At 64.4% G+C, this 20,492-nt stretch carries 22 protein-coding genes; 17 read left to right on the plus strand and 5 right to left on the minus strand.

The genetic code is table 11. The annotated features are described in order from the left end of the window. The first annotated feature begins 105 nt into the window (after positions 1–105). The 3 genes from mtgA to ACWFUC_RS07110 all read left to right on the plus strand — a co-directional run bounded on the left by mtgA (position 106) and on the right by ACWFUC_RS07110 (position 2,582). Positions 106–813 (plus strand): monofunctional biosynthetic peptidoglycan transglycosylase, encoded by a 708-nt coding sequence (gene mtgA / locus ACWFUC_RS07100; protein WP_034341590.1) that lies wholly within the window; start codon positions 106–108, stop codon positions 811–813. A 197-nt stretch (positions 814–1,010) separates the two neighbouring features. Beyond that, the gene (gene corA / locus ACWFUC_RS07105; RefSeq protein ID WP_039789235.1) at positions 1,011–1,976 is read left to right on the plus strand and encodes a magnesium/cobalt transporter CorA; all 966 of its coding nucleotides are present in this window, start codon (positions 1,011–1,013) and stop codon (positions 1,974–1,976) included. 135 nt (positions 1,977–2,111) lie between these two features. Further along, positions 2,112–2,582, plus strand: a complete 471-nt coding sequence (locus ACWFUC_RS07110; protein WP_034341587.1) for a glycine zipper 2TM domain-containing protein — start codon at positions 2,112–2,114, stop codon at positions 2,580–2,582. Positions 2,583–2,751: 169 nt separating this feature from the next. Here the strand turns inward: ACWFUC_RS07110 and ACWFUC_RS07115 are convergent, their stop codons facing one another. Further along, positions 2,752–3,870, minus strand: a complete 1,119-nt coding sequence (locus ACWFUC_RS07115; RefSeq protein WP_489624484.1) for an anhydro-N-acetylmuramic acid kinase — start codon at positions 3,868–3,870, stop codon at positions 2,752–2,754. An 80-nt stretch (positions 3,871–3,950) separates the two neighbouring features. Then, a complete protein-coding gene (locus tag ACWFUC_RS07120; RefSeq protein ID WP_034341584.1) occupies positions 3,951–5,348 on the minus strand; it encodes a M23 family metallopeptidase in 1,398 nt (465 codons plus the stop codon). Positions 5,349–5,592: 244 nt separating this feature from the next. Between ACWFUC_RS07120 and tyrS the strand changes: the two genes are divergently transcribed. The 7 genes from tyrS to purH all read left to right on the plus strand — a co-directional run bounded on the left by tyrS (position 5,593) and on the right by purH (position 12,080). Further along, a complete protein-coding gene (gene tyrS / locus ACWFUC_RS07125) occupies positions 5,593–6,855 on the plus strand; it encodes a tyrosine--tRNA ligase (protein ID WP_489624485.1) in 1,263 nt (420 codons plus the stop codon). Between the two features lie 12 nt (positions 6,856–6,867). After that, positions 6,868–7,350, plus strand: coding sequence for a D-aminoacyl-tRNA deacylase (gene dtd / locus ACWFUC_RS07130; RefSeq protein ID WP_489624486.1), 483 nt, complete (start codon positions 6,868–6,870; stop codon positions 7,348–7,350). Positions 7,351–7,437: 87 nt separating this feature from the next. Further along, positions 7,438–8,085: a YbhB/YbcL family Raf kinase inhibitor-like protein gene (locus tag ACWFUC_RS07135; protein WP_034341579.1), complete on the plus strand. Its 648-nt coding sequence runs from the start codon at positions 7,438–7,440 to the stop codon at positions 8,083–8,085. 14 nt (positions 8,086–8,099) lie between these two features. Further along, complete coding sequence (locus tag ACWFUC_RS07140) at positions 8,100–8,744, plus strand: histidine phosphatase family protein (RefSeq protein WP_489624487.1); 645 nt, start codon at positions 8,100–8,102, stop codon at positions 8,742–8,744. Positions 8,745–8,961: 217 nt separating this feature from the next. Further along, positions 8,962–9,981, plus strand: a complete 1,020-nt coding sequence (dusB, locus tag ACWFUC_RS07145; protein WP_329801473.1) for a tRNA dihydrouridine synthase DusB — start codon at positions 8,962–8,964, stop codon at positions 9,979–9,981. Positions 9,982–10,166: 185 nt separating this feature from the next. Continuing rightward, positions 10,167–10,400 carry a Fis family transcriptional regulator gene (locus tag ACWFUC_RS07150; protein ID WP_006463627.1) on the plus strand — a complete coding sequence of 78 codons (234 nt, stop codon included), beginning with the start codon at positions 10,167–10,169 and terminating at the stop codon, positions 10,398–10,400. Between the two features lie 108 nt (positions 10,401–10,508). Then, on the plus strand, positions 10,509–12,080 hold the full coding sequence (purH, locus tag ACWFUC_RS07155; RefSeq protein ID WP_034341574.1) for a bifunctional phosphoribosylaminoimidazolecarboxamide formyltransferase/IMP cyclohydrolase: 1,572 nt from the start codon (positions 10,509–10,511) through the stop codon (positions 12,078–12,080). Positions 12,081–12,181: 101 nt separating this feature from the next. Here the strand turns inward: purH and ACWFUC_RS07160 are convergent, their stop codons facing one another. Together ACWFUC_RS07160 and ACWFUC_RS07165 are read right to left on the minus strand one after the other, a co-directional pair. Continuing rightward, positions 12,182–12,580, minus strand: coding sequence for a DUF1493 family protein (locus tag ACWFUC_RS07160; protein WP_489624488.1), 399 nt, complete (start codon positions 12,578–12,580; stop codon positions 12,182–12,184). Positions 12,581–12,614: 34 nt separating this feature from the next. Next, positions 12,615–13,634 (minus strand): MerR family transcriptional regulator, encoded by a 1,020-nt coding sequence (locus tag ACWFUC_RS07165; RefSeq protein WP_489624489.1) that lies wholly within the window; start codon positions 13,632–13,634, stop codon positions 12,615–12,617. A gap of 96 nt (positions 13,635–13,730) precedes the next feature. On the opposite strand from ACWFUC_RS07165, the gene ACWFUC_RS07170 reads away from it, so the two are divergent. Genes ACWFUC_RS07170 through ruvC form a run of 5 tightly spaced genes read left to right on the plus strand, consistent with a single transcriptional unit; the run spans position 13,731 to position 17,709 of the window. After that, a complete protein-coding gene (locus tag ACWFUC_RS07170; RefSeq protein ID WP_489624490.1) occupies positions 13,731–13,907 on the plus strand; it encodes a DUF2256 domain-containing protein in 177 nt (58 codons plus the stop codon). An 11-nt stretch (positions 13,908–13,918) separates the two neighbouring features. After that, a complete protein-coding gene (locus ACWFUC_RS07175; protein WP_489624491.1) occupies positions 13,919–15,253 on the plus strand; it encodes an FAD-binding domain-containing protein in 1,335 nt (444 codons plus the stop codon). Further along, positions 15,240–15,662, plus strand: coding sequence for a thiol-disulfide oxidoreductase DCC family protein (locus ACWFUC_RS07180; RefSeq protein ID WP_489624492.1), 423 nt, complete (start codon positions 15,240–15,242; stop codon positions 15,660–15,662). Before ACWFUC_RS07175 ends, ACWFUC_RS07180 begins: the two co-directional genes overlap by 14 nt. A gap of 1 nt (position 15,663) precedes the next feature. Beyond that, positions 15,664–17,130: an FAD-binding domain-containing protein gene (locus ACWFUC_RS07185; protein ID WP_489624493.1), complete on the plus strand. Its 1,467-nt coding sequence runs from the start codon at positions 15,664–15,666 to the stop codon at positions 17,128–17,130. Between the two features lie 36 nt (positions 17,131–17,166). Beyond that, entirely contained in the window at positions 17,167–17,709 is a 543-nt protein-coding gene (gene ruvC / locus ACWFUC_RS07190; RefSeq protein ID WP_034341567.1) for a crossover junction endodeoxyribonuclease RuvC, read from the plus strand. Here ruvC and ACWFUC_RS07195 read toward each other — a convergent pair. Then, entirely contained in the window at positions 17,706–18,647 is a 942-nt protein-coding gene (locus tag ACWFUC_RS07195; RefSeq protein WP_489624494.1) for a DUF808 domain-containing protein, read from the minus strand. The genes ruvC and ACWFUC_RS07195 overlap by 4 nt on opposite strands. 112 nt (positions 18,648–18,759) lie before the next feature. Here ACWFUC_RS07195 and ruvA point away from each other — a divergent pair, with 112 nt between their 5' ends. Together ruvA and ruvB are read left to right on the plus strand one after the other, a co-directional pair. After that, complete coding sequence (gene ruvA / locus ACWFUC_RS07200) at positions 18,760–19,338, plus strand: Holliday junction branch migration protein RuvA (RefSeq protein ID WP_034341563.1); 579 nt, start codon at positions 18,760–18,762, stop codon at positions 19,336–19,338. Positions 19,339–19,362: 24 nt separating this feature from the next. Next, a complete protein-coding gene (gene ruvB / locus ACWFUC_RS07205; protein ID WP_034341561.1) occupies positions 19,363–20,418 on the plus strand; it encodes a Holliday junction branch migration DNA helicase RuvB in 1,056 nt (351 codons plus the stop codon). Positions 20,419–20,492 lie beyond the last annotated feature (74 nt).

Here is a 20,492-nt window from a genome sequence, read left to right on the forward strand (position 1 = left end):
CAGGAGTGCAGGACTGTATGAGTGCATGAGTGCACCTCTGCAGGATCGCACCATGACGGAATTTCCCCGATCGACAGAACACGGCAACAGAACAACAACCGGCTCATGAAATCGCTACGCAAGCTGCTCTTCTGGATCATCGTCCTGCCCATCACCCTGGTACTGCTGCTGCAGCTGTACTTCTTCGTCCAGATCTGGTGGTGGAAGGATCACAATCCGGAGTCCACCAGTTTCATGCGCCAGCAGTTGTCGATCCTGCGCGAGAAGGACCCGAATGCCCAGCTGCAATTCCGCTGGGTGCCTTACGCTCGCATCTCCAACAATCTCAAGCGCGCCATCATCGCCTCGGAAGACTCCAACTTCTCCGAGCATGACGGCATCGACTGGGAGGCCCTGCAGAAGGCCTACGAAAAGAACGAGAAGAAGGGCAAGGTGGTGGCCGGCGGTTCCACCATCACCCAGCAGCTGGCCAAGAACCTGTTCCTGTCGGGCGAGCGCAGTTACCTGCGCAAGGGCCAGGAATTCATCATCACCTACATGCTGGAATTCCTGCTCGACAAGCAGCGCATCTTCGAGCTCTACCTCAACGTGGTGGAGTGGGGCAACGGTGTCTTCGGTGCCGAGGCCGCAGCCCAGCATTACTACCGCACCACGGCCGCCAATCTCGGCGCCGAACAGGCGGCACGGCTGGCGGTGATGCTGCCGCGTCCGCGCTATTACGATCGCAATCGCGGCTCCGGCTATCTGGCCGCGCGCACCAGCCTGATCCTGCGCCGCATGAACGCAGCCACGCTGCCGCCCACGCACAAGTAATCCTGCGCTGCTGCCGCAGCCACATGACCGCCGTATGACAGCGCACTCCGTTCGCCACAGCCGTGCGGCATGCGGCGCATTGGCGCTTGCCTGGCACGGGGCTTGAACGTACACTTGCGCACGTTTCGCGCCTGTCGCCACGGGCTGCCGCATTTCACCCGGGACTCTTCCCCCCGCGTTCCACCGAGCGAGAACCCATGATCAATGTATTCGTGTTGCAAAACGGACGGCTGAGCCAGGTCAACATCGACAGCCGCACCGACCTCGAACAGGCCGCGCCGGTCTGGGTGGACCTGACCGAACCGAATGACGAAGAGCGCGCCTGGGTCAAGAGCATCTACGGCGTGACCCTGCCCGACGAGGACGAATTCAGCGACATCGAAGCCTCGGCTCGTTACTTCGAAGCCGAGAACGGCGACCTGCACCTGCGCACCGACTTCCTCTTCGAAGGCGACGACGATTCTTCCTCCACCATGACGGTGGCCTTCATCCTGGCACGCAACATCCTGTTCTCGGTGCATGCGGAAGACCTGCCGGTGTTCCGCCTGGTGCGCATGCGTGCGCGCTCGCGGCCCGGTTCCATCGGCGACTACCGCGACGTGCTGCTGGACCTCTACGAGACCGATGCCGAATATTCGGCCGATGCCCTCGAAGGCATCTACCAGAAGCTCGAAGCGGTGAGCACCAGCGTGCTCAAGAAAAGCCTCTCCGACCAGGCCGCCGCCGAAGTGCTCAACACCATCGCCCACGAAGAAGACTTGAACGGCCGCATCCGCCGCAACATGATGGATACGCGCCGCGCGGTCAGCTTCCTGATGCGCGGACGTCTGCTCAGTTCGGAGCAGTTCGAGGATGCGCGCCAGATCCTGCGCGACATCGAATCCCTGGATGGTCACACCGCCTTCCTCTTCGACAAGATCAACTTCCTGATGGATGCCACCGTCGGCTTCATCAACATCAACCAGAACAAGATCATCAAGATCTTCTCGGTGGCCTCCGTCGCTTTCCTGCCGCCGACGCTGATCGCCAGCATCTACGGCATGAACTTCAAGGTCATGCCGGAACTGGATTGGGTGGTGGGTTATCCGCTGGCCATCCTGATGATGGTTGGGTCGGCCATCGCGCCGTTCTGGTATTTCCGTCGGCGCGGCTGGCTCAACTGAGACTGTCTGCTGACGGCGACGTCCTCATTTCTCCGACAAGCATTGCCGGGCTTCTCCGATGCCGCGCATGCAGGCTGCGCGGCACACTGTACGCATCGTCCATCGCATTCGCGCATTCGTGCAGAGGAGAACACCATGTCCGTCCGTCATCACTACATCTCGTTGGCCGTGATCAGCGCCAGTTTCGCCGGTCTGCTGATCGGCTGCGCGAGTCCGCAGCAGGCCCCCTATGGCGCGGCACCGACCTCGCAGAACTATGAGCGCGTGGCGTCCTATTCCGGCACCGGCGTGGTGGAAGCCATTGAAGTGACCCACAAGGAAAGCAGCGGCGTGGCCGGTGCGGTGGTGGGTGGCGTGGCCGGTGGCCTGCTGGGTAATGCCGTCGGTGGTGGCACCGGCCGCGTGCTGGCGACGGTCGCAGGTGCCGCCGGTGGTGCCTATGCCGGTAACCAGGTCGAGCGCAATAACTCTGCCGGCCGCCAGGTTTACAACATCCGCGTGCGCATGAGCGATGGCTCCTTGCAGACCTTCGCGCAGGAAGACAATACCGATTTCCGCGTGGGGGATCGTGTGCGACTGGATAACGGCCGCATCAGCCGTTATTGATCGCCGTCAGCAAGCGTCATCAAGCGCCATTGCTGATATTACTGATTGTTGAATTCATTTTGATACCGACCCGTTCGGTATTGAAACAGGCGCCAAACATCATGAAGCGCTAAAGAGAAAGCCGTTCGTGCCATGCACCGGACGGCTTTCTCGTTTCAGCGATCGGACCTCAGGCCGGGTACAACGCGCCGAGCACCCGCAAGCCGCGTGCCCCGGTCACCGCCGGCAGGTTGCCCGGCAGCCGCAGATCAAAGCGCCGCGCCAGCCAAGCGAAGGCCAGCGCCTCCACATGCTGCGCAGCCACGCCCAGAGCGGCCGTCGACTGCACGGTTGCGCGGCCGTCCAGTTGTTGCTGCAACAGCCGCATCAGGAAGGCATTCTCGGCGCCGCCTCCGCATACATAGACCTGCTGCGCCGTGGGTGCGTGCGCGGCGATGGCGTCGGCAATGGTGCTGGCCGTGAGCAGCGTCAACGTGGCCTGCACATCTTCCGGGGCGATTGCAGCGCCCGTGCGCAGCAGGGCCGCCTGCAGCCAGTCGAGATGGAACAGGTCGCGTCCCGAACTCTTGGGCGGCGGCAAGCGGAAGAAGGGTTCATCGCGCAATTGCGCCAGCAGTCCTGCGTGCACTTGTCCCGAGGCGCCCCAGTCGCCGTTGGCATCATAGGCGCGCTGCTGGTGCAGATGTATCCAGCCATCCATGAGCGCATTGCCGGGGCCGGTATCGAAGCCGTAAGCGCCGTCTTCCCCCGCCGGCAGGATGCTGATGTTGGCGATGCCGCCGATATTGACGACCACCCGCGACTGCGCCGCATCGCCGAAGATGGCGCGATGGAAGGCCGGCACCAGCGGTGCGCCCTGGCCGCCGGCGGCGACGTCGCGGCTGCGGAAGTCGGCCACCACATCAATGTTGCACAGTTCGGCCAGCAGTGCCGGGTTGTTGGTCTGACGCGTGAAGCCGAGTTCGGGGCGATGGCGGATGGTCTGTCCATGCACGCCCACCAGGCGCACGTCGGCCGCCGTCTTGCCAGCCTGCAGCAGCAGTTGCGCCACACAGTCGGCGTAATGCACGGCCAGCGCATTGGCGGCCAGGGCTTCGCGTTCGATCTCGTTGGGGCCGGCGGCCTGCAGGGCCATCAGGTCCGCGCGCAGATGGGCGGGGAAGGGCACGTAAGCCGCCGCCAGCGTGGCGGAGATCGTCTGGCCATCGAAGGCGGCCAGGACGCCGTCGACGCCGTCAAGACTGGTGCCGGACATCAGGCCGATGGTCAAAAAGGGAGAATCGTTCATGGCAGGCAGGTCGTAAAAAAGGAAAGGGCGGCGCTGATTCTACAGCGCCGCCCTGGTCGGGGAGTTCGGACAGCCCAGTCTTACTTGGCTGCCGCCAGCTTCACATCGGGCGCACCCGGCACGCGCAGCATGGCCATGCGATGCTGCATGTCGGCGGCCACGGTGCGGAAGCGCTGCAACTGCGGGCCGGTCAGGGCCTGGTTGTTGGGCACCTCCACCGACAGCGGATTGCGCGGCTGGTTGTTGACGCGGAACTCGTAGTGCAGGTGCGGGCCGGTGGCCCAGCCGGTCATGCCGACGAAACCGATCACGTCATTCTGGCTGACCTTCATGCCCTTCTTGATGTTGGGCGCGAAGCGGCTCATGTGGCCGTAGGCGGTGGAGTAGCCGCTCCAGTGCTTGATGACGACGATGTTGCCGTAGCCATTCTGCTGGCCCACGAAATCGACCACGCCATCGGCGGCTGCATGGATGGGCGTGCCGGTCGGGGCGGCGAAGTCCACGCCGGTATGCTGCTTCCACTGCCCCAGGATCGGGTGCAGGCGCATCGAGAAACCGGAAGAGATACGGGTGAAGGCCAGGGGCGACTTCAGGAACGCCTTCTTGAGCGACTTGCCATCGAAGGCGTAATAGCCGCCACCGCCGGTCTTGCTGGCGGGGTCGCTGAACCAGACGGCCTGGTAGCGGTTGCCGGCATTGTCGAATTCACCGGCCAGCACGCGGCCGGTGCGCACCAGGTCGCCATTCTGGTAGAAGGTCTCGTAGACCACGTTGAAACGGTCGCCACGGCGCAGGTCGGAGGCGAAGTTGATGTTGGTGGCGAACATGTCCACCAGCTGCATGGCCACCGCATCGGGGATCTGCGCGTTGTCGGTGGCGGCGAAGAGCGAGGAGAAGATGGTGCCGGCGCGCATTTCCACGCGGCGCTCCAGCACGGCGGGCTGGGCTTCGGCGGTGAGCTTGCCGTCGTGGCGCGCGATCACCAGGTTCTTGGGCGTGTCACTGCCGTCGTCGAGGGTGGCGGAGAGCTTGATGAGCTCGCCGTTGTCATCGGTCTGGGCCACGACGCGCTTGCCGGCGCGCAACTGCATCACGGTGCGCGCCAGGGTATCGGACTTGATGAAGGCGGTGGCCTCATCGTCATCCACACCGAGGCGGTTGAGCAGGGTGGCCAGGGTGTCGCCGCTGCGGACCTTCTCTTCGTTGACGTAATACTGCGAACGCTCTTCCAGTGCACTGATCTGCTGTTGCAGGTCGGGCAGGGCCAGCTCCTTGGAAATCGGGTTCACCGGGGCATCGCGCAGGTCCGGCTCGGCCGGGGCGAAGCCGGCGGCACCGATGGTGAAGGCGGCCAGGAACAGGGCGCTGGCACCGATGATGCGGGTCTTGGGCGAGGAAGCGGCGACTTTGTGGTGGCAGGACTGCAACGCGGAGAAGCACAGGGACGAGACGTGCTTGAGTTTATCTTGTGGGAACATGCAAACCGAATACGTTAAAATCTGACGTTTCCGTGGCGGATGGCGGGTGATGGCTGCAATGCGGCGTTTCCTGTCCCCCCGCCGTGTTGCGCCCGCGTAACATCGCCTACGGGTCGAGAACGTTTTCCTGCTGCTGAGCTTCTGAGGCCGCGTCCTGGCGCTGGGCAGAAAAAACGAAAGTCGGAATTATAGCAACACGATTTAGCGGTCCTGTCCTACAAAAGCCAATTTTTTAGTTATATCGATGAACGCCGACCAGTCCACCTCCGCCGCCGCTGCCCAAGCAGCTCCTTCCCGCCTGCCCCTCACCGACAAGGTGCAGGAAGCGCTGGCCATCACCAAGCGCGGCATCGATGAGCTGCTCATCGAAAGCGAATTCGCGCAAAAGCTGGCGCGCGCCGAGCAAAGCGGCCAGCCGCTGCGCATCAAGCTGGGCCTGGACCCGACCGCGCCCGACCTGCACCTGGGCCACACCGTGGTCCTGAACAAGATGCGCCAGCTGCAGAACCTGGGCCATCAGGTGATCTTCCTGATCGGCGATTTCACCTCGATGATCGGCGACCCGTCCGGCCGCAATGCGACGCGCCCGCCGCTGTCGCGCGAGCAGATCGAGATCAACGCCAAGACCTATTTCGCCCAGGCCAGCCTGGTGCTGGACCCAAGCAAGACCGAGATCCGCTACAACTCCGAATGGTGCGATGCCCTGGGCAGCCGCGGCATGATCCAGCTGGCCTCGCGCTACACGGTGGCTCGCATGATGGAGCGCGATGACTTCACCAAGCGCTTCAAGGAAGGCACGCCGATTTCGGTGCATGAATTCCTCTACCCGTTGATGCAGGGTTATGACTCGGTGGCCCTGAAGTCGGACCTGGAGCTGGGCGGCACCGACCAGAAATTCAACCTGCTGGTGGGCCGCGAACTGCAAAAGGATTTCGGCCAGGAGCCGCAGTGCATCCTGACCATGCCGCTGCTGGAAGGCCTGGACGGCGTGGAAAAGATGTCCAAGTCCAAGGGCAATTACATCGGCATCACCGAGCCGGCCAACACCATGTTCGCCAAGGTGATGAGCATTTCCGACGTGATGATGTGGCGCTACTACGACCTGCTGTCGTTCCGTTCGATGGCCGAGATCGCCGGCTACAAGGCCGAGGTCGAGGCCGGCAAGAACCCGCGCGACATCAAGGTGGCGCTGGCCCAGGAAATCGTCGCCCGCTTCCACTCGCAGCAGGCCGCGGAAGATGCGCTGGCCGACTTCGTGAACCGCTCCAAGGGCGGCATCCCGGACGATATCCCGGAAGTCTCGCTGTCGGGCGCGCCGCTGGGCATCGGCCAGCTGCTCAAGCAGGCCAACCTGTGCGCCTCCACTTCGGAAGCGCTGCGCATGGTCGAGCAGGGCGGTGTGCGCATCGACGGCACCGTCATCAGCGACAAGGGCCTGAAGGTCGAGGCCGGCCAGTGCGTGGTGCAAGTGGGCAAGCGCAAGTTCGCCCGCGTCACCCTGGCGTAAGCTGGAACGCGCATGATCGCCCTCTTGCAGCGGGCCAGCCAGGCCTCGGTGGTGGTGGATGGCCAGACGCTGGGCAGCATCGGCACCGGGCTCATGGTGCTGGTCTGCGCCGAGCGCCATGACACCCCGGCCGAAGCCGATGCCCTCCTGAAGAAGCTGCTGGCCTATCGCGTCTTCAGCGACGAGGCCGGCAAGATGAATCGCAGCGTTGCCGACGTGCAAGGCGGCTTGCTGCTGATCCCGCAATTCACGCTGGCGGCCGATACCAATTCAGGCACGCGCCCGTCCTTCACGCCGGCGGCGGCACCGGAACTGGGACGGCAACTGTTCGACCACTTCGTGGCACAGGCGCGTGCGCGCCATGGCGAGGAACGGGTGGGAACAGGGCGCTTCGGAGCCGATATGAAGGTGTCGCTCACCAACGACGGTCCGGTGACCTTCTGGCTGCAGGTCAAGCCCAAGGCACCGGTTGCCGATATGAACCTTACTGAATAAAACCGAGCCCGGCATTGAAGCCGGGCGGCGCGTCCCCAAATGGATTCGTAATGCGTGTTGCATGTGGCCTTACTTTTAGGAGGTGATATGAAATTCTGGAGCGATTCTTTCAAGGACGGTGCCAACATCCCGGGCGAATTCGCCTTTGCGGTGATGGATCCCAAGACGCACGTGGCCCTTTCTGCCAATCGCAATCCGCACTTCGCCTGGAGCGATCTGCCGGCCGGCACCAAGTCGCTGGCACTGGTGGTGCATGATCCCGACGTGCCTTCGCGCGGCGATGATGTGAACCAGGAAGGCAAGACCGTGCCGCTGGAGCTGCCGCGTGTGGATTTCTATCACTGGACGCTGGTGGACATTCCGGCGGGCGTGAGCGAAATCAAGGCCGGCCAGTTCAGCAACGGCGTGACCGCGCGCGGCAAGCCGGGACCGGCGGTGCTGGGCGATGTGATGCCGGGCGCGCGCCAGGGCATCAACGATTACACCGGCTGGTTCGCCGGTGACGGCGACATGCGCGGCGACTACTTCGGCTATGACGGCCCCTGCCCGCCGTGGAACGATGCGCTGGTGCACCGCTACATCTTCACGCTGTACGCGCTGGACGTGGAACAGCTGCCCGTGGCCGGCAACCTGGAAGGTTCGGTGGTGGTCACTGCGCTGCGCGACCATGTGCTGGATCAGGCGTCCCTCACCGGCCTCTACACCCTCAACCCCAACGCGGTACCGCGTAGCTGACCTGACTGCACTGCATGACCGACATCCTGCTGATCCGCCACGGCGAAACCGACTGGAACGTGGACAAGCGCCTGCAAGGGCATATCGACATCGGCTTGAATGAAGCCGGCCAGCGCCAGGTCCTGGCGCTGGGCGAGGCGCTGGCGGGGGAGGGCATCGATGCCGTTTTCGCCAGCGACCTGCAGCGTGCGCGCGATACGGCCCAGGCCGTGGCCGGGCCAGCGGGATTGGCGGTGCAGATCGATGCGGGCTTGCGCGAGCGCTGCTACGGCGGCTTCGAGGGCTTGCGCCATACCGAGATCGAAGCGCGCTATCCGGAGGCGTATCGCCAGTGGAAGGCGCGCGAGCCGGACTTCCGCTATCCCGCCGGCGAGCGCATCGCCGAGACCATGCGCGAATTCTATGAACGTTCGGTGGCGGCCGTGCAGCGCGTGCTGGCTTCGGGCCGCTATCGCAAGGTGGCCATCGTCACCCATGGCGGCGTGCTGGAGTGCGTACATCACTGGGCCAGCCAGACTTCCTTCGCCCAGCCACGCAGCTTTGACATCTTCAACGCCAGCGTCAATCGCCTGCACTGGGATGGCGAACGTGCCCACATCCGCTCCTGGGGCGAGATCGGGCATCTCCAGCGCGAGACGCTGGATGAGGTGGATCGCTGATCATTCATTGCCTTGAGGTAATCAGCAGGGTGGCAGGAAGGCATTTGGCCTGCCGTTTTTCCTGTGCAGTGATATTTGATATTGGCATTTCTCCAACAATCTCCGCTGCCCAATAAATAATCAGCCCCAAAGATGTAACCGCGCCCGATTCTTGTTGGGCGAGGCAGGCAATCGCGCTAAAATAGCGCCCTTCCCCGTATCTCCCCCTATCCACGTCGTGAACATTGGGCCCTATTCCCTGCGCAACAACGTGTTCGTCGCCCCCATGGCGGGTGTGACCGACCGTCCGTTCCGCCAGCTGTGCAAGCAGCTGGGGGCGGGCTATGCCGTCTCGGAAATGGCCGCGTCCGATCCGCGCCTGTGGCACAGCGAGAAGACCTCGCGCCGCATCAACCACGATGGCGAGATGGAACCCAAGGCGGTGCAGATCGCCGGGGCCGATCCCGTCATGCTGGCCGATTGCGCGAAGTACAACGTCGAGCGCGGGGCGCAGATCATCGACATCAACATGGGCTGCCCGGTCAAGAAGGTCTGCAACAGCTGGTGCGGTTCGGCCCTGCTGCAGGACGAGGAACTGGTGGCGCGCATCCTGGACGCGGTGGTCTCGGCGGTGGATGTGCCGGTGACCCTGAAATTCCGCACCGGCTGGAACCGCGCCAACAAGAACGCCCTCAAGATTGCCGCCCGCGCCGAGGCCGCCGGTATCGCCATGCTGACCCTGCACGGCCGCACCCGCGCCGACGGTTACAGCGGTGAAGCCGAGTACGAGACCATCGCCGCCGTGAAGGCCGCCGTGAAGATCCCGGTGGTGGCCAATGGCGACATCACCACGCCCGAGAAGGCGCGCGAAGTCCTGCGCCTGACCGGGGCCGATGCCGTCATGGTCGGCCGTGCCGCCCAGGGACGGCCCTGGATCTTCCGCGAGATCGATCACTTCCTGCGCACCGGCGAGCACCTGCCGGCACCGCTGGTGACCGAGGTGGCGCACCTGATGGATGAGCACCTGCAAGCCCACTACGCTTTTTATGGCGACTACCTGGGCGTGCGCACGGCACGCAAGCATATCGGCTGGTATGTGCGCGACCTGCCGGGCGGCGAGACCTTCCGCCGCAGCATGAACCGCATCGAAGACTGCGGCCAGCAGTTGCAGGCGGTGCGGCAGTTCTTTGCCGAGCAGGCCGTGCATGGCGATCGCCTGCAATACGGACTGGCCGACGAGGTAGCCCTGGCCGCCTGAAGCAACACCGCAGGACGGCAGGACAGCACGACAGGACAACAAGGGTATCGGATGCGCTGGCGCAAGCAGCAACAGCGGGCGCAATTGATCAACAACACGGCATCGCCACGCACCATCGCGCCCGCGGGAAAACGGCGCATTCAGGTTTGCGGGGTGACACCGACAAGAACAGAAGCAGCAGAGCAATGAGCAAAGAAAGTATTGAGGATGTCGTCAAGAAGAGCCTGGAAAAATATTTCCGGGATCTGGGTGAACAGCTACCGACCAATGTCTACGACATGGTGCTGGCCACGGTCGAAAAACCGGTCTTCGAGACCGTGATGGCGCGCGCCGAGGGCAACCAGTCCCAGGCCGCCGAGATCCTCGGCATCAACCGCAACACGCTGCGCAAGAAGCTGCAGCAGCACGGCCTGCTGTAGCCGCCAGCGGCCTTGCCGGCGCGCCAGGGCGGGCGCCGGGAGGGTGCGCGGGTGCAGCTTCCTTCCACGGTTTTTCAGGTTTCCTTTTCCTTACCAGTCTTGCCTACCATGATCAAACAAGCACTCATTTCCGTATCCGACAAGGCAGGCGTGCTCGACTTCGCGCGCGCACTGTCCGCCATGGGCGTCAACATCCTGTCCACCGGCGGCACCGCCAAGCTGCTGGCCGACAATGGCGTGCCGGTCACCGAAGTGGCCGACTACACCGGTTTCCCGGAAATGCTGGATGGCCGCGTGAAGACGCTGCATCCCAAGGTCCATGGCGGCATCCTGGCCCGTCGCGATTTCCCCGAGCACGTGGCTGCGCTGGAACAGCACGGCATCCCCACCATCGACATGGTGGTGGTGAACCTGTACCCGTTCCAGCAGACCGTGGCCAAGGATGAGTGCTCGCTGGAAGATGCGATCGAAAATATCGACATCGGCGGCCCGGCCATGCTGCGTTCCTCGGCCAAGAACCACAAGGACGTGATCGTCATCTGCGATCCCACCGATTATGAAGGCGTGCTGGCCGAGCTGAAGTCCGGTGGCGACCTGCCCTACGAAAAGCGCTTCGCGCTGGCCAAGAAGGTCTTCGCCCACACCGCGCAATACGATGGCGCCATCACCAATTACTTCACTGCCCTCGGTGAAGACAAGCAGCACAGCACCCGCAGCGCCTATCCCGCGACCCTGAACCTGCACTTCGAGAAGGTCCAGGACATGCGCTACGGCGAGAACCCGCACCAGAGCGCTGCCTTCTACCGCGACATCAAGAAGGTCGATGGCGCGCTGGCCAACTACACCCAGCTGCAGGGCAAGGAACTGTCCTTCAACAATATCGCCGATGCCGATGCTGCCTGGGAATGCGTCAAGAGCTTCGATCCGGCCACGGAAGCGGCCTGCGTCATCATCAAGCACGCCAATCCCTGCGGCGTGGCCATCGGTGCCCACCCGCTGGAAGCCTACAGCAAGGCCCTGCAGACCGACCCGACCTCGGCTTTCGGCGGCATCATCGCCTTCAACCGCGAAGTGGACGCGGCAGCGGCCGAAGCCGTGGCCAAGCAATTCCTGGAAGTGCTGATTGCCCCGTCTTTCAGCGCCGAAGCCAAGCAGATCTTCGCTGCCAAGCAGAACGTGCGCCTGCTGGAAATCCCGCTGGGCACCGGTCTGAATGGCTACGACTTCAAGCGCGTCGGCGGTGGCCTGCTGGTGCAGTCGCCGGACGCCAAGAACGTGCTGCTGGCCGATGTGAAGGTGGTCAGCAAGAAGCAGCCTACCCAGCAGCAACTGCAGGACCTGATGTTCGCCTGGCGCGTGGCCAAGTTCGTCAAGTCCAATGCCATCGTGTTTTGCGGCAATGGCATGACCTTGGGCGTCGGTGCCGGCCAGATGAGCCGTATCGATTCCGCCCGCATCGCCTCCATCAAGGCGCAGAATGCCGGCCTGACCCTGGCCGGTTCGGCCGTGGCGTCGGATGCCTTCTTCCCGTTCCGCGATGGCCTGGATGTGGTGGTCGATGCCGGTGCCACCTGCGTCATCCACCCGGGTGGCTCCATGCGCGACCAGGAAGTCATCGATGCAGCCAATGAGCGCGATGTCGTCATGCTGCTGACGGGGACACGTCACTTCCGTCACTGATCGCTGCCAGATCCAACAAAAACGCCCGGCTTCATGCCGGGCGTTTTTCGTGGTGCACACTCTTGCAGCAGCAAGGCTGCACATGGACCTGCCGGTGGCGCTTATACCGATTGCCCGGCATCCGGCGGTATGTCGTATTCTGGATCTGTTCCAAGTGCTTCGAGCCGAGCACAATTCCATTTCCCATCCAATGCCGCCTGGTAGAGCATCCCCAAGGTCAGCGGGGTCCGCTCATACCTGGCCCGCTTCTTCTTGGATAAAGCCATGTGGATCACCTCGATGAGATTGAATCCCTCACCGAGGAAATATCGGTCGAAACTATAGTCCCCGGGATCGATGGAAAACGCCGCGAAGTAGCGATCAATGAAGTCAGCGGCTTCATCGCCGGTGAGGTGCATGTCTCCGGTCAGCGTGGTGGCTCTTCCCAGCGCCTTTGTGGGGCTGGTTCCGTGTTTCTGGCGAATCCACGCTTCAACGTATTCCCACGTCAGATCGTTCATATCGAGTGCGTTGTCGTTATGCGGACGGCCGGCTTCAGCTGTTCTCGCTGATCATCCCTTCATGGATGGCAATGCGCGTCAAGGCCGCCTCAAACCGCTGCCGCGATTCCGAGGTCAGCTGCTGCAGGTATTGATGCAATTGTGCGTCAGCCACGTTGCGGTTGGCGCATTGCGCGCTGTAGCGCTCGAACTGCGACAGCTGCATCAGCAATTCCGCCACGTGACGGGGGCACTCGCAGGCCACCGTGGTGGACTGGTTGGCAAAGGCGATCAATTCATTGTCATCCCAGCGGCGCGGCGGCAGCGCCTTGCCGCCTGCCTCTTCGTCGCGCGCCGGTGACGACAGTGCCGCCAGGCCGCGCAGCCATTGCAGGATCACCACATCGGGCTGCGGCGCACGCAGCAGGCTGATGCCCACCGCCGCCAGCGTCTCGCACACGGCTTCGCTGGCAAATCCATACAGCACGGCCATCGGCAGCCCGCTCAGCGCCGGTGCCGAACTCTCCAGCGCGCCCAGCCAGCCGGCGTGCAACTGCGGCTCGTGCAGCAGCAGGGCATCCACTTCTTCCCGCTTCAAGGCCATGGCCGCCTGTTCGATGCTCTCGAACGGACCCAGCAACTGCAGCGGACGCCCCAGGCGCTGCAGCAGGCCGGGTTTGTCCAGGCGCTGCGCCAGGGTGGAGCCGATCACCGCCAGCCGCCATTGCCCCTGCACCGCTTCCGGTGGCGTCGGGCGGGCTGCGTGCAGTTCCGCGTGGGTGGCCGCCACCTGCTGCAGCTGATCCATATCCAGTCCGGCCAGGCTGCCGATGGCGTGGCCCAGTTCGGTCAACTGCCGGATCAGCGCCAAGCGCCGCACATCGGCTTCCGAATACAGGCGCTGGCCGCTCGGTGAGAGCTGGCCCTGGGTCAGCGCATAGCGGCGCTCCCACACCCGCAGCGTGGCCACCGGCATGCGCAGCATGCGCGCCACCGCGCCAGTGCGGCGCAAGGCTTCACCAGCAGGTTTGTCGGCCGCAAGGGCAGGGGAAGAGGTCGATTGCGCAAGGCTCATGATGGGCTCCGGTGAATCATGTTTGACACAGATTATAGACGCTAATTTGGCGTCATGAGTCAAGTACGACGCATTTATTCAGTACAATCCTGAGTCATGAAACGGAAAAGCCAAGTCACCGGACATCGCGGCAACAAGGCGCACTTGCCCAGCAAGCCCTGCGCCGTGTGCGGCCTGCCCATGACCTGGCGGCGCGCCTGGGCCAAGAACTGGGACGAGGTCAAATACTGTTCCGAAGCCTGCCGCCGCAAGCGCGCCCACCCTGGCCTTTGAGGAGTCGAGCCATGTATCGCAAACATCAATTCGACCTGGTGCTGGAGTCCCCTTCCCCGGAAGACGCACCCGCTGCACCCGCCACCTCTGCTGCCGTCGCAGCGGTCCCCACGCCGCGACCGCTGGCGCTGCTGCCCCTGCTGCCGACCCTGGCCGCCGCGCGCGAGCGCATTGCCGCCGTGCGTCCCGGCGCCTATGCCCGCACCCGCAACAGCCTCGATGGGGCGGTGACCGGCTTGTCGCCCTATCTCACGCACGGTTTCGTCAGCCTGCGCGAGGTGCTGGCGGGCGTGTGCAGCCGCCAGGCGCTGGATGTGCAGCACAAGTTCGTCTATGAGCTGGGCTGGCGTGCCTTCTATCGCTACGTGTGGGCCAGGCGCGGGGCGCGCATCTTCGATTCGCTGCACGCCGGCCCGCTGCCGGATTCGGCCTATGCGCGCGAACTGCCGGCCGATATCCGCGAAGCTGCCACCGGCCTGCCGGTGATCGACCAGGCCGTGCGCACCCTGTATGCCACCGGCACCCTGCACAACCACGCGCGCATGTGGCTGGCCAGCTATGTGGTGCATCTGCGCAAGGTGCATTGGCGTGCGGGGGCGGACTGGATGGTCGGCCATCTGCTGGATGGCGACCTGGCCAGCAATCATCTGAGCTGGCAGTGGGTGGCCGGGACCGGCAGCCACAAGCCTTATCTGTTCAATGCCGAGAACGTGGCCAAGTACGCCCCGGCCGAGTGGCACAGCCCAGGCACGGTGGTAGACACCTCATATGAAGTGTTGGGCGAAATCGCCCTCAATCCCGACCCGGTAGCCGCCGAACCCGCCCAGCGCGCGCGGGAACGCTGCAAGGAGCCGGCCCTGCTGCCAGTGCCACCTGAACATTTGGGCAGTTTGACCCCGGAGGCGCAAGCCGTGGCCGGACGCGATGTCTGGCTGGTCCATCCGTGGAGCATGGGCGAGTTGCCCGCCGATCTGCCGGCTGACACCATAGTGGTGGGACTGTATCTGTCTGACTTCCATCTGCTCTGGCCGTGGGACCAGCGCCGTTGGGAGTTCGTCGGTGCGCGCATGTGCGAGCTGACCTCGCTGTGCTGGCACGGCGACGCAGCCACTGTCGGCCGTGCCCTCAAGACTGCCCGCAGCGTGCGTTGTGTGGCCGATCCGCATCTGGCCCCCTGGTTGCCGCTGTGGGCGCAATGCGTGGCAGCACCGGAACTGTTCCCTGTGGTGGACAAGCCCAGCGACCTGTTCACCCAATGGTGGCGGCGCAGCACGCAAGGCCTGCAGAGCGCCGCCGAGCTGTTGGCGCGCACCGAGCGCAAGGAGCGGCGCGATGGCGGAGCCTGACCCTGACCCTCGTCCGCCACAGGAAGAGATTACCGTACTGTATGACGGTGCCTGTCCGCTGTGCCGGCGCGAGATCGGCGTGTACCAGCGCGGCGCGGAGGATGCCCCGCTGCGCTTTTGCGATATCAGCCGCCCGGATGTGCTCGCCACAGAGCTTCCTGCGGGCATGACGCGCGAGCAGTTGCTGGCGCGCTTCCATGTGCGTCGCGCTGATGGCGTGGTCTTCAGCGGTGCCGAGGCCTTCGTGCAGTTGTGGGCCACCTTGCCGGGATGGCGCTGGCTGGCGCGGCTGGCGCGTCTGCCCGGCATGCTGTGGCTGATGGAGCGCAGCTATCGCGGCTTCCTGCGCGTGCGTCCGGCCGTGCAACGGCTGGTGGTGCGGCTCGAACGCCGCCAGGACCGAGGCTGACATGAGCGTCGGCCTGGTCTGGTTCAAGCGCGACCTGCGCTTGCGCGATCACGCGGCGCTGGCCGAGGCGGCGCGGTGTGAGCGTGCGTTTGCGGTGTTCATCATCGAGCCCGCATGGTTGCAGAGTTTTGAATGCGATCCGCGTCACGTGGATTTCCTGTTGCGTTCCCTCGTCCCCTTGCAGATCGAATTGAAGCAACGCGGCCTGCCTTTGCTTCTGCGCATTGGTGAGGCAGTGCAGGTATTGGAATCCCTGCGTCGCGAATGGGGCGTGACCCATCTCTTCAGCCACGAAGAAACCGGCCCGGCCTGGAGCTATGCGCGCGATATTTCGGTGAACCGCTGGAGCCGCATCCAGGGCGTGCAGTGGCAGGAGTTTCCTCAAACCGGCGTGGTGCGCCGCCTGCGCAGCCGCGATGGCTGGGCCGCGCGCTGGGTGCAGCGCATGCAGGCGGTGCAGATTGCCAATCCTGTCGGCTTCCGTGCGCCGCAAGGGATGCAGCCCGACAAGCTGCCCACATTGACCGCACTGGGTTTGCCCGAGGTGCGCCTGCAACCGCCCGCCGGCGAGGCGGCAGCGTGGGATACGCTGCGCGCCTTCCTCGGTGGCGGCGGGCGCGAATACCGGCGCGGCATGTCCAGTCCGTTGACCGCACCCGACGCCTGCAGCCGGCTCAGCGCGCATCTGGCCTTCGGTACCATTTCCATGCGCAGCGTGCACCAGGCTACCGAGCTGGCCATCGAACACACGGCTGACCGCGAGCTGGCGTATGGCCTGCGCGGATTCTCCAGTCGCCTGCGCTGGCATTGCCACTTCGTGCAGAAGCTGGAAGACCAGCCCGATATCGAATGGCGCAATGTGGCGCGTTCGCTCGATGGCTTGCGTCCCGGCGATGGCGGGCCGTGGGGTGCGGAGGCGCAGGCATGTTTCGATGCCTGGTGCGAAGGCCGCACCGGCTATCCCATGATCGATGCCTGCATGCGCCAGCTGTGCGCTACCGGCTGGCTCAACTTCCGCATGCGCGCCATGCTGGTCAGCTTTGCCGCCTATCACCTGTGGCTGCACTGGCGAGCGCCGGGGCTGTTTTTGGCGCGGCAGTTCCTGGATTTCGAACCGGGCATCCACTGGAGCCAGATGCAGATGCAATCCGGCACCACCGGCATCAACACCCTGCGCATCTATTCGCCGTCCAAGCAGGCGCGCGATCATGATCCGCTGGGGGAGTACGTGCGGCGCTGGGTGCCGGAACTCGGCACGGCGGCTTATCCCGACCCCATCGTGGATGAGAAGACGGCCCTCAAGCAGGCCAAAGATGCCCTCTGCGGCCAGCGCAGCCGCAGTAGCGCGCGCGCGGAAGCCGATGCCATCCAGGACAAGCACGGCTCGCGCAAGAGTGGCCTGCCCTCGACCACCCAGCGCCGCCCGCGCCAGAAAACCGCGGATCCGGGGCAGGGCGTCTTGTTCTGACACGGGTTGCCCGCCTGATCGGTTAGACTGGCGGGCATGAAAATCCTCGGTATCGACCCTGGCTTGCGCACCACCGGTTTCGGGGTCATCCACAAGCAGGGCAACACGCTTTCCTATATCGCTTCCGGCACCATCAAGACGCCGGATGGCGACCTGCCTTCACGCCTGAAGGTGATCCTGGCCAGCGTCGGCGAAGTGGTGAAGTCCTATGCACCGGACTGCGCGGCCATCGAAAAAGTGTTCGTCAACGTCAATCCACAATCCACCCTGCTGCTGGGACAGGCGCGCGGCGCGGCCATTTGCGCGCTGGTGGCCGCCGACCTGGCGGTAGCCGAATACACGGCCTTGCAGGTCAAGCAAGCTGTGGCCGGCCATGGACGCGCCCAGAAGGCGCAGGTGCAGGAGATGGTGGCGCGGCTGCTGAAGCTGCCCGGCCTGCCGGGCACCGACGCCGCCGATGCGCTGGGCGTGGCGATCTGCCATGCGCATGGGGGAGGGGTCTTGTCGGACCTCGGCGCGCTGGCCCCGGCGCTGGCGCGCAAGGGCATCCGCATGCGTGGCGGGCGTCTGGTCGGTTAGTGCTTTTTCTTGAAGAGCGACAGCACGCGCTGCGCCAGCTTCACCACCACCAGCACCACTGCCCCTGCGACCACGCCGAAGAGGGCATTCAAGACCGCCGGGGTGATCGCCCCGAGGATCGGTCCGACGACCGCGATAGCCTCCACCGCTTGCGCCGCCACCTCGATGGCGTGATGCGCGAAGGGCAGGCCGTGGGTCAGGATGCCGCCGCCGACCATGAACATGGCAATCGTCCCGATCACCGACAGGCTGCGCATCATCTTCGGTGCGGCCGCCAGGACTGCCCGGCCGATACCGGCCTTGAAGCGTCCCCAGGCGCTTGCGCCCGCATGCTGCACCAGGTAGAGGCCGCCGTCATCGAGCTTGACGATCCCGGCCACCAGCCCATACACGCCCGCCGTCATGATCAGTGCGATGCCGACCAGTACCGTGATCTGCTGCTGCAGCGGCGCACCGGCAACGGTACCCAGGGTGATGGCGATGATCTCGGCCGAGAGGATGAAGTCGGTGCGCACGGCATCCTTGATCTTTTCCTGCTCGTAGACCAGCGGATCGACGTCCTCCGCCGCCTTGGCGGCGACTTCATGATGTTCGTCATCGTGCGGAAGATACTTGTGGGCCAGTTTCTCGAAGCCCTCAAAGCAGAGGAAAGCGCCCCCCAGCATCAGCAGCGGCGTCACCGCCCAGGGGATGAAGGCACTGATGGCCAGCGCCGCCGGTACCAGGATGGCCTTGTTCTTCAACGAACCCTTGGCGACCGCCCAGACCACAGGCAATTCCCGCTCGGCGCGTACGCCCGCGACCTGCTGGGCATTGAGGGCCAGGTCGTCGCCCAGCACGCCGGCCGTCTTCTTGGCGGCCACCTTGGTCATCAGGGAAACGTCATCGAGCACGGTGGCGATGTCGTCAATCAATGCGAAGAAGGCGCTACCGGCCATGTTTTTCCTTTGTCTTCATCTCTGAGGGTGGCTTGGATACTGTTTATCCGAACAGTGCTGTATCATCGCGGGATTATCACAGAAGCTGCCTCCCACGCACATCCCTGACGCCATGATCGGTCGCCTCTCCGGAATTCTTCTAGAAAAAATCCCCCCGAACCTGCTGGTCGACTGCCAGGGCGTCGGTTACGAAGTGGCCGTGCCCATGAGCACCTACTACAACCTGCCGGGCCTGGGCGAGAAGGTCACGCTGCTGACCCATCTGGCCATCCGCGAGGATGCGCACATCCTGTTCGGGTTTGGGACCGCCGAAGAACGCAATACGTTCAAGGAGCTCATCAAGATTTCCGGCGTGGGGGCGCGCACGGCCTTGTCCATCCTCTCCGGCATGTCGGTGGCCGACCTGGCCCAGGCCGTGACCCTGCAGGAAGCCGGGCGCCTGACCCGCGTGCCCGGCATCGGCAAGAAGACCGCCGAACGCCTGCTGCTGGAACTGAAGGGCAAGCTCGGTGCCGATCTTGGCGCGGTGGCCGGCGTGGTCCACAGCGACGCCTCGGCCGACATCCTCAATGCCCTGCTGGCGCTGGGCTATTCGGACAAGGAAGCGACCCTGGCCATGAAGCAGGTGCCCAAGGACAGCAGCGTCTCGGACGGCATCAAGCTGGCCCTGAAGGCGCTCTCCAAGGGCTGAGCCCGGCCAGACAAGGATTAGAGCATGAGCATCCAGACCGACGATTTCTCCGAACAGCGCATCATCTCCGCCACCCCGGCCTCGGCCAACGAGGAAGCCATCGAGCGCGCCCTGCGGCCCAAGCAGCTGGACGAATACGTCGGCCAGGAAAAGGTGCGCGCCCAGCTCGAAATCTTCATTTCGGCCGCCCGCAAGCGTGGCGAGCCGCTCGACCACACCTTGCTGTTCGGCCCGCCCGGCCTGGGCAAGACCACCATGGCCCACATCATCGCCCGCGAGATGGGCGTGAACCTGCGCCAGACCTCGGGCCCCGTGCTGGAGCGCGCGGGCGACCTCGCCGCGCTGCTGACCAATCTCGAAGCCAATGACGTGCTCTTCATCGACGAGATCCACCGCATGTCGCCGGTGGTGGAGGAAATCCTCTACCCGGCACTGGAGGATTATCAGATCGACATCATGATTGGCGAAGGCCCGGCCGCCCGTTCGGTGCGGCTGGACCTGCAGCCTTTCACGCTGGTGGGCGCCACCACCCGCGCCGGCATGCTGACCAATCCGCTGCGCGACCGCTTCGGCATCGTCGCCCGGCTGGAGTTCTATACCCCGCCAGAGCTGGCCCGCATCGTCACGCGCAGCGCCGGCTTGCTCAATGCCCCCATTGTCGAGGAAGGCGCGCTGGAAATCGCCCGCCGCAGCCGTGGTACCCCGCGTATCGCCAACCGCCTGCTGCGCCGCGTGCGCGACTATGCCGAGGTCAAGGGGGAGGGGCGCATCACCCGCGAGATGGCCGATGCCGCTCTGGTGATGCTGGACGTGGACCCGGTCGGCTTCGACCTGATGGACCGCAAGCTGCTGGAGGCCGTGCTCTTCAAGTTCGGCGGTGGGCCGGTCGGGCTGGACAACCTGGCGGCGGCCATCGGTGAAGAACGCGACACCATCGAAGACGTGCTGGAGCCCTACCTGATCCAGCAAGGCTACCTGCAGCGCACCCCGCGCGGGCGCATCGCCACGGGGCTGGCCTATCAGCATTTCGGCGTGACTGCGCCGCAAACCGGTCCGAACGGTGAACTCTGGGGCGCATGAGCTCTGCCATTCTCAAGTTGGACAGGACTGTTGCAGCCACTGAAAAACAGCATGACGCGGAGCAGGTCAATCTG

This window comes from Herbaspirillum sp. Her4, from assembly GCF_057961335.1.

Bases quoted from the DNA above. Each gene is read 5' to 3' on its own strand.
- mtgA (WP_034341590.1), top strand. From the start codon at position 106: ATGAAATCGCTACGCAAGCTGCTCTTCTGGATCATCGTCCTGCCCATC.
- corA (WP_039789235.1), top strand. From the start codon at position 1,011: ATGATCAATGTATTCGTGTTGCAAAACGGACGGCTGAGCCAGGTCAAC.
- ACWFUC_RS07110 (WP_034341587.1), top strand. From the start codon at position 2,112: ATGTCCGTCCGTCATCACTACATCTCGTTGGCCGTGATCAGCGCCAGT.
- ACWFUC_RS07115 (WP_489624484.1), bottom strand. From the start codon at position 3,870: ATGAACGATTCTCCCTTTTTGACCATCGGCCTGATGTCCGGCACCAGT.
- ACWFUC_RS07120 (WP_034341584.1), bottom strand. From the start codon at position 5,348: ATGTTCCCACAAGATAAACTCAAGCACGTCTCGTCCCTGTGCTTCTCC.
- tyrS (WP_489624485.1), top strand. From the start codon at position 5,593: ATGAACGCCGACCAGTCCACCTCCGCCGCCGCTGCCCAAGCAGCTCCT.
- dtd (WP_489624486.1), top strand. From the start codon at position 6,868: ATGATCGCCCTCTTGCAGCGGGCCAGCCAGGCCTCGGTGGTGGTGGAT.
- ACWFUC_RS07135 (WP_034341579.1), top strand. From the start codon at position 7,438: ATGAAATTCTGGAGCGATTCTTTCAAGGACGGTGCCAACATCCCGGGC.
- ACWFUC_RS07140 (WP_489624487.1), top strand. From the start codon at position 8,100: ATGACCGACATCCTGCTGATCCGCCACGGCGAAACCGACTGGAACGTG.
- ACWFUC_RS07150 (WP_006463627.1), top strand. From the start codon at position 10,167: ATGAGCAAAGAAAGTATTGAGGATGTCGTCAAGAAGAGCCTGGAAAAA.
- purH (WP_034341574.1), top strand. From the start codon at position 10,509: ATGATCAAACAAGCACTCATTTCCGTATCCGACAAGGCAGGCGTGCTC.
- ACWFUC_RS07160 (WP_489624488.1), bottom strand. From the start codon at position 12,580: ATGAACGATCTGACGTGGGAATACGTTGAAGCGTGGATTCGCCAGAAA.
- ACWFUC_RS07165 (WP_489624489.1), bottom strand. From the start codon at position 13,634: ATGAGCCTTGCGCAATCGACCTCTTCCCCTGCCCTTGCGGCCGACAAA.
- ACWFUC_RS07170 (WP_489624490.1), top strand. From the start codon at position 13,731: ATGAAACGGAAAAGCCAAGTCACCGGACATCGCGGCAACAAGGCGCAC.
- ACWFUC_RS07175 (WP_489624491.1), top strand. From the start codon at position 13,919: ATGTATCGCAAACATCAATTCGACCTGGTGCTGGAGTCCCCTTCCCCG.
- ACWFUC_RS07180 (WP_489624492.1), top strand. From the start codon at position 15,240: ATGGCGGAGCCTGACCCTGACCCTCGTCCGCCACAGGAAGAGATTACC.
- ACWFUC_RS07185 (WP_489624493.1), top strand. From the start codon at position 15,664: ATGAGCGTCGGCCTGGTCTGGTTCAAGCGCGACCTGCGCTTGCGCGAT.
- ruvC (WP_034341567.1), top strand. From the start codon at position 17,167: ATGAAAATCCTCGGTATCGACCCTGGCTTGCGCACCACCGGTTTCGGG.
- ACWFUC_RS07195 (WP_489624494.1), bottom strand. From the start codon at position 18,647: ATGGCCGGTAGCGCCTTCTTCGCATTGATTGACGACATCGCCACCGTG.
- ruvA (WP_034341563.1), top strand. From the start codon at position 18,760: ATGATCGGTCGCCTCTCCGGAATTCTTCTAGAAAAAATCCCCCCGAAC.
- ruvB (WP_034341561.1), top strand. From the start codon at position 19,363: ATGAGCATCCAGACCGACGATTTCTCCGAACAGCGCATCATCTCCGCC.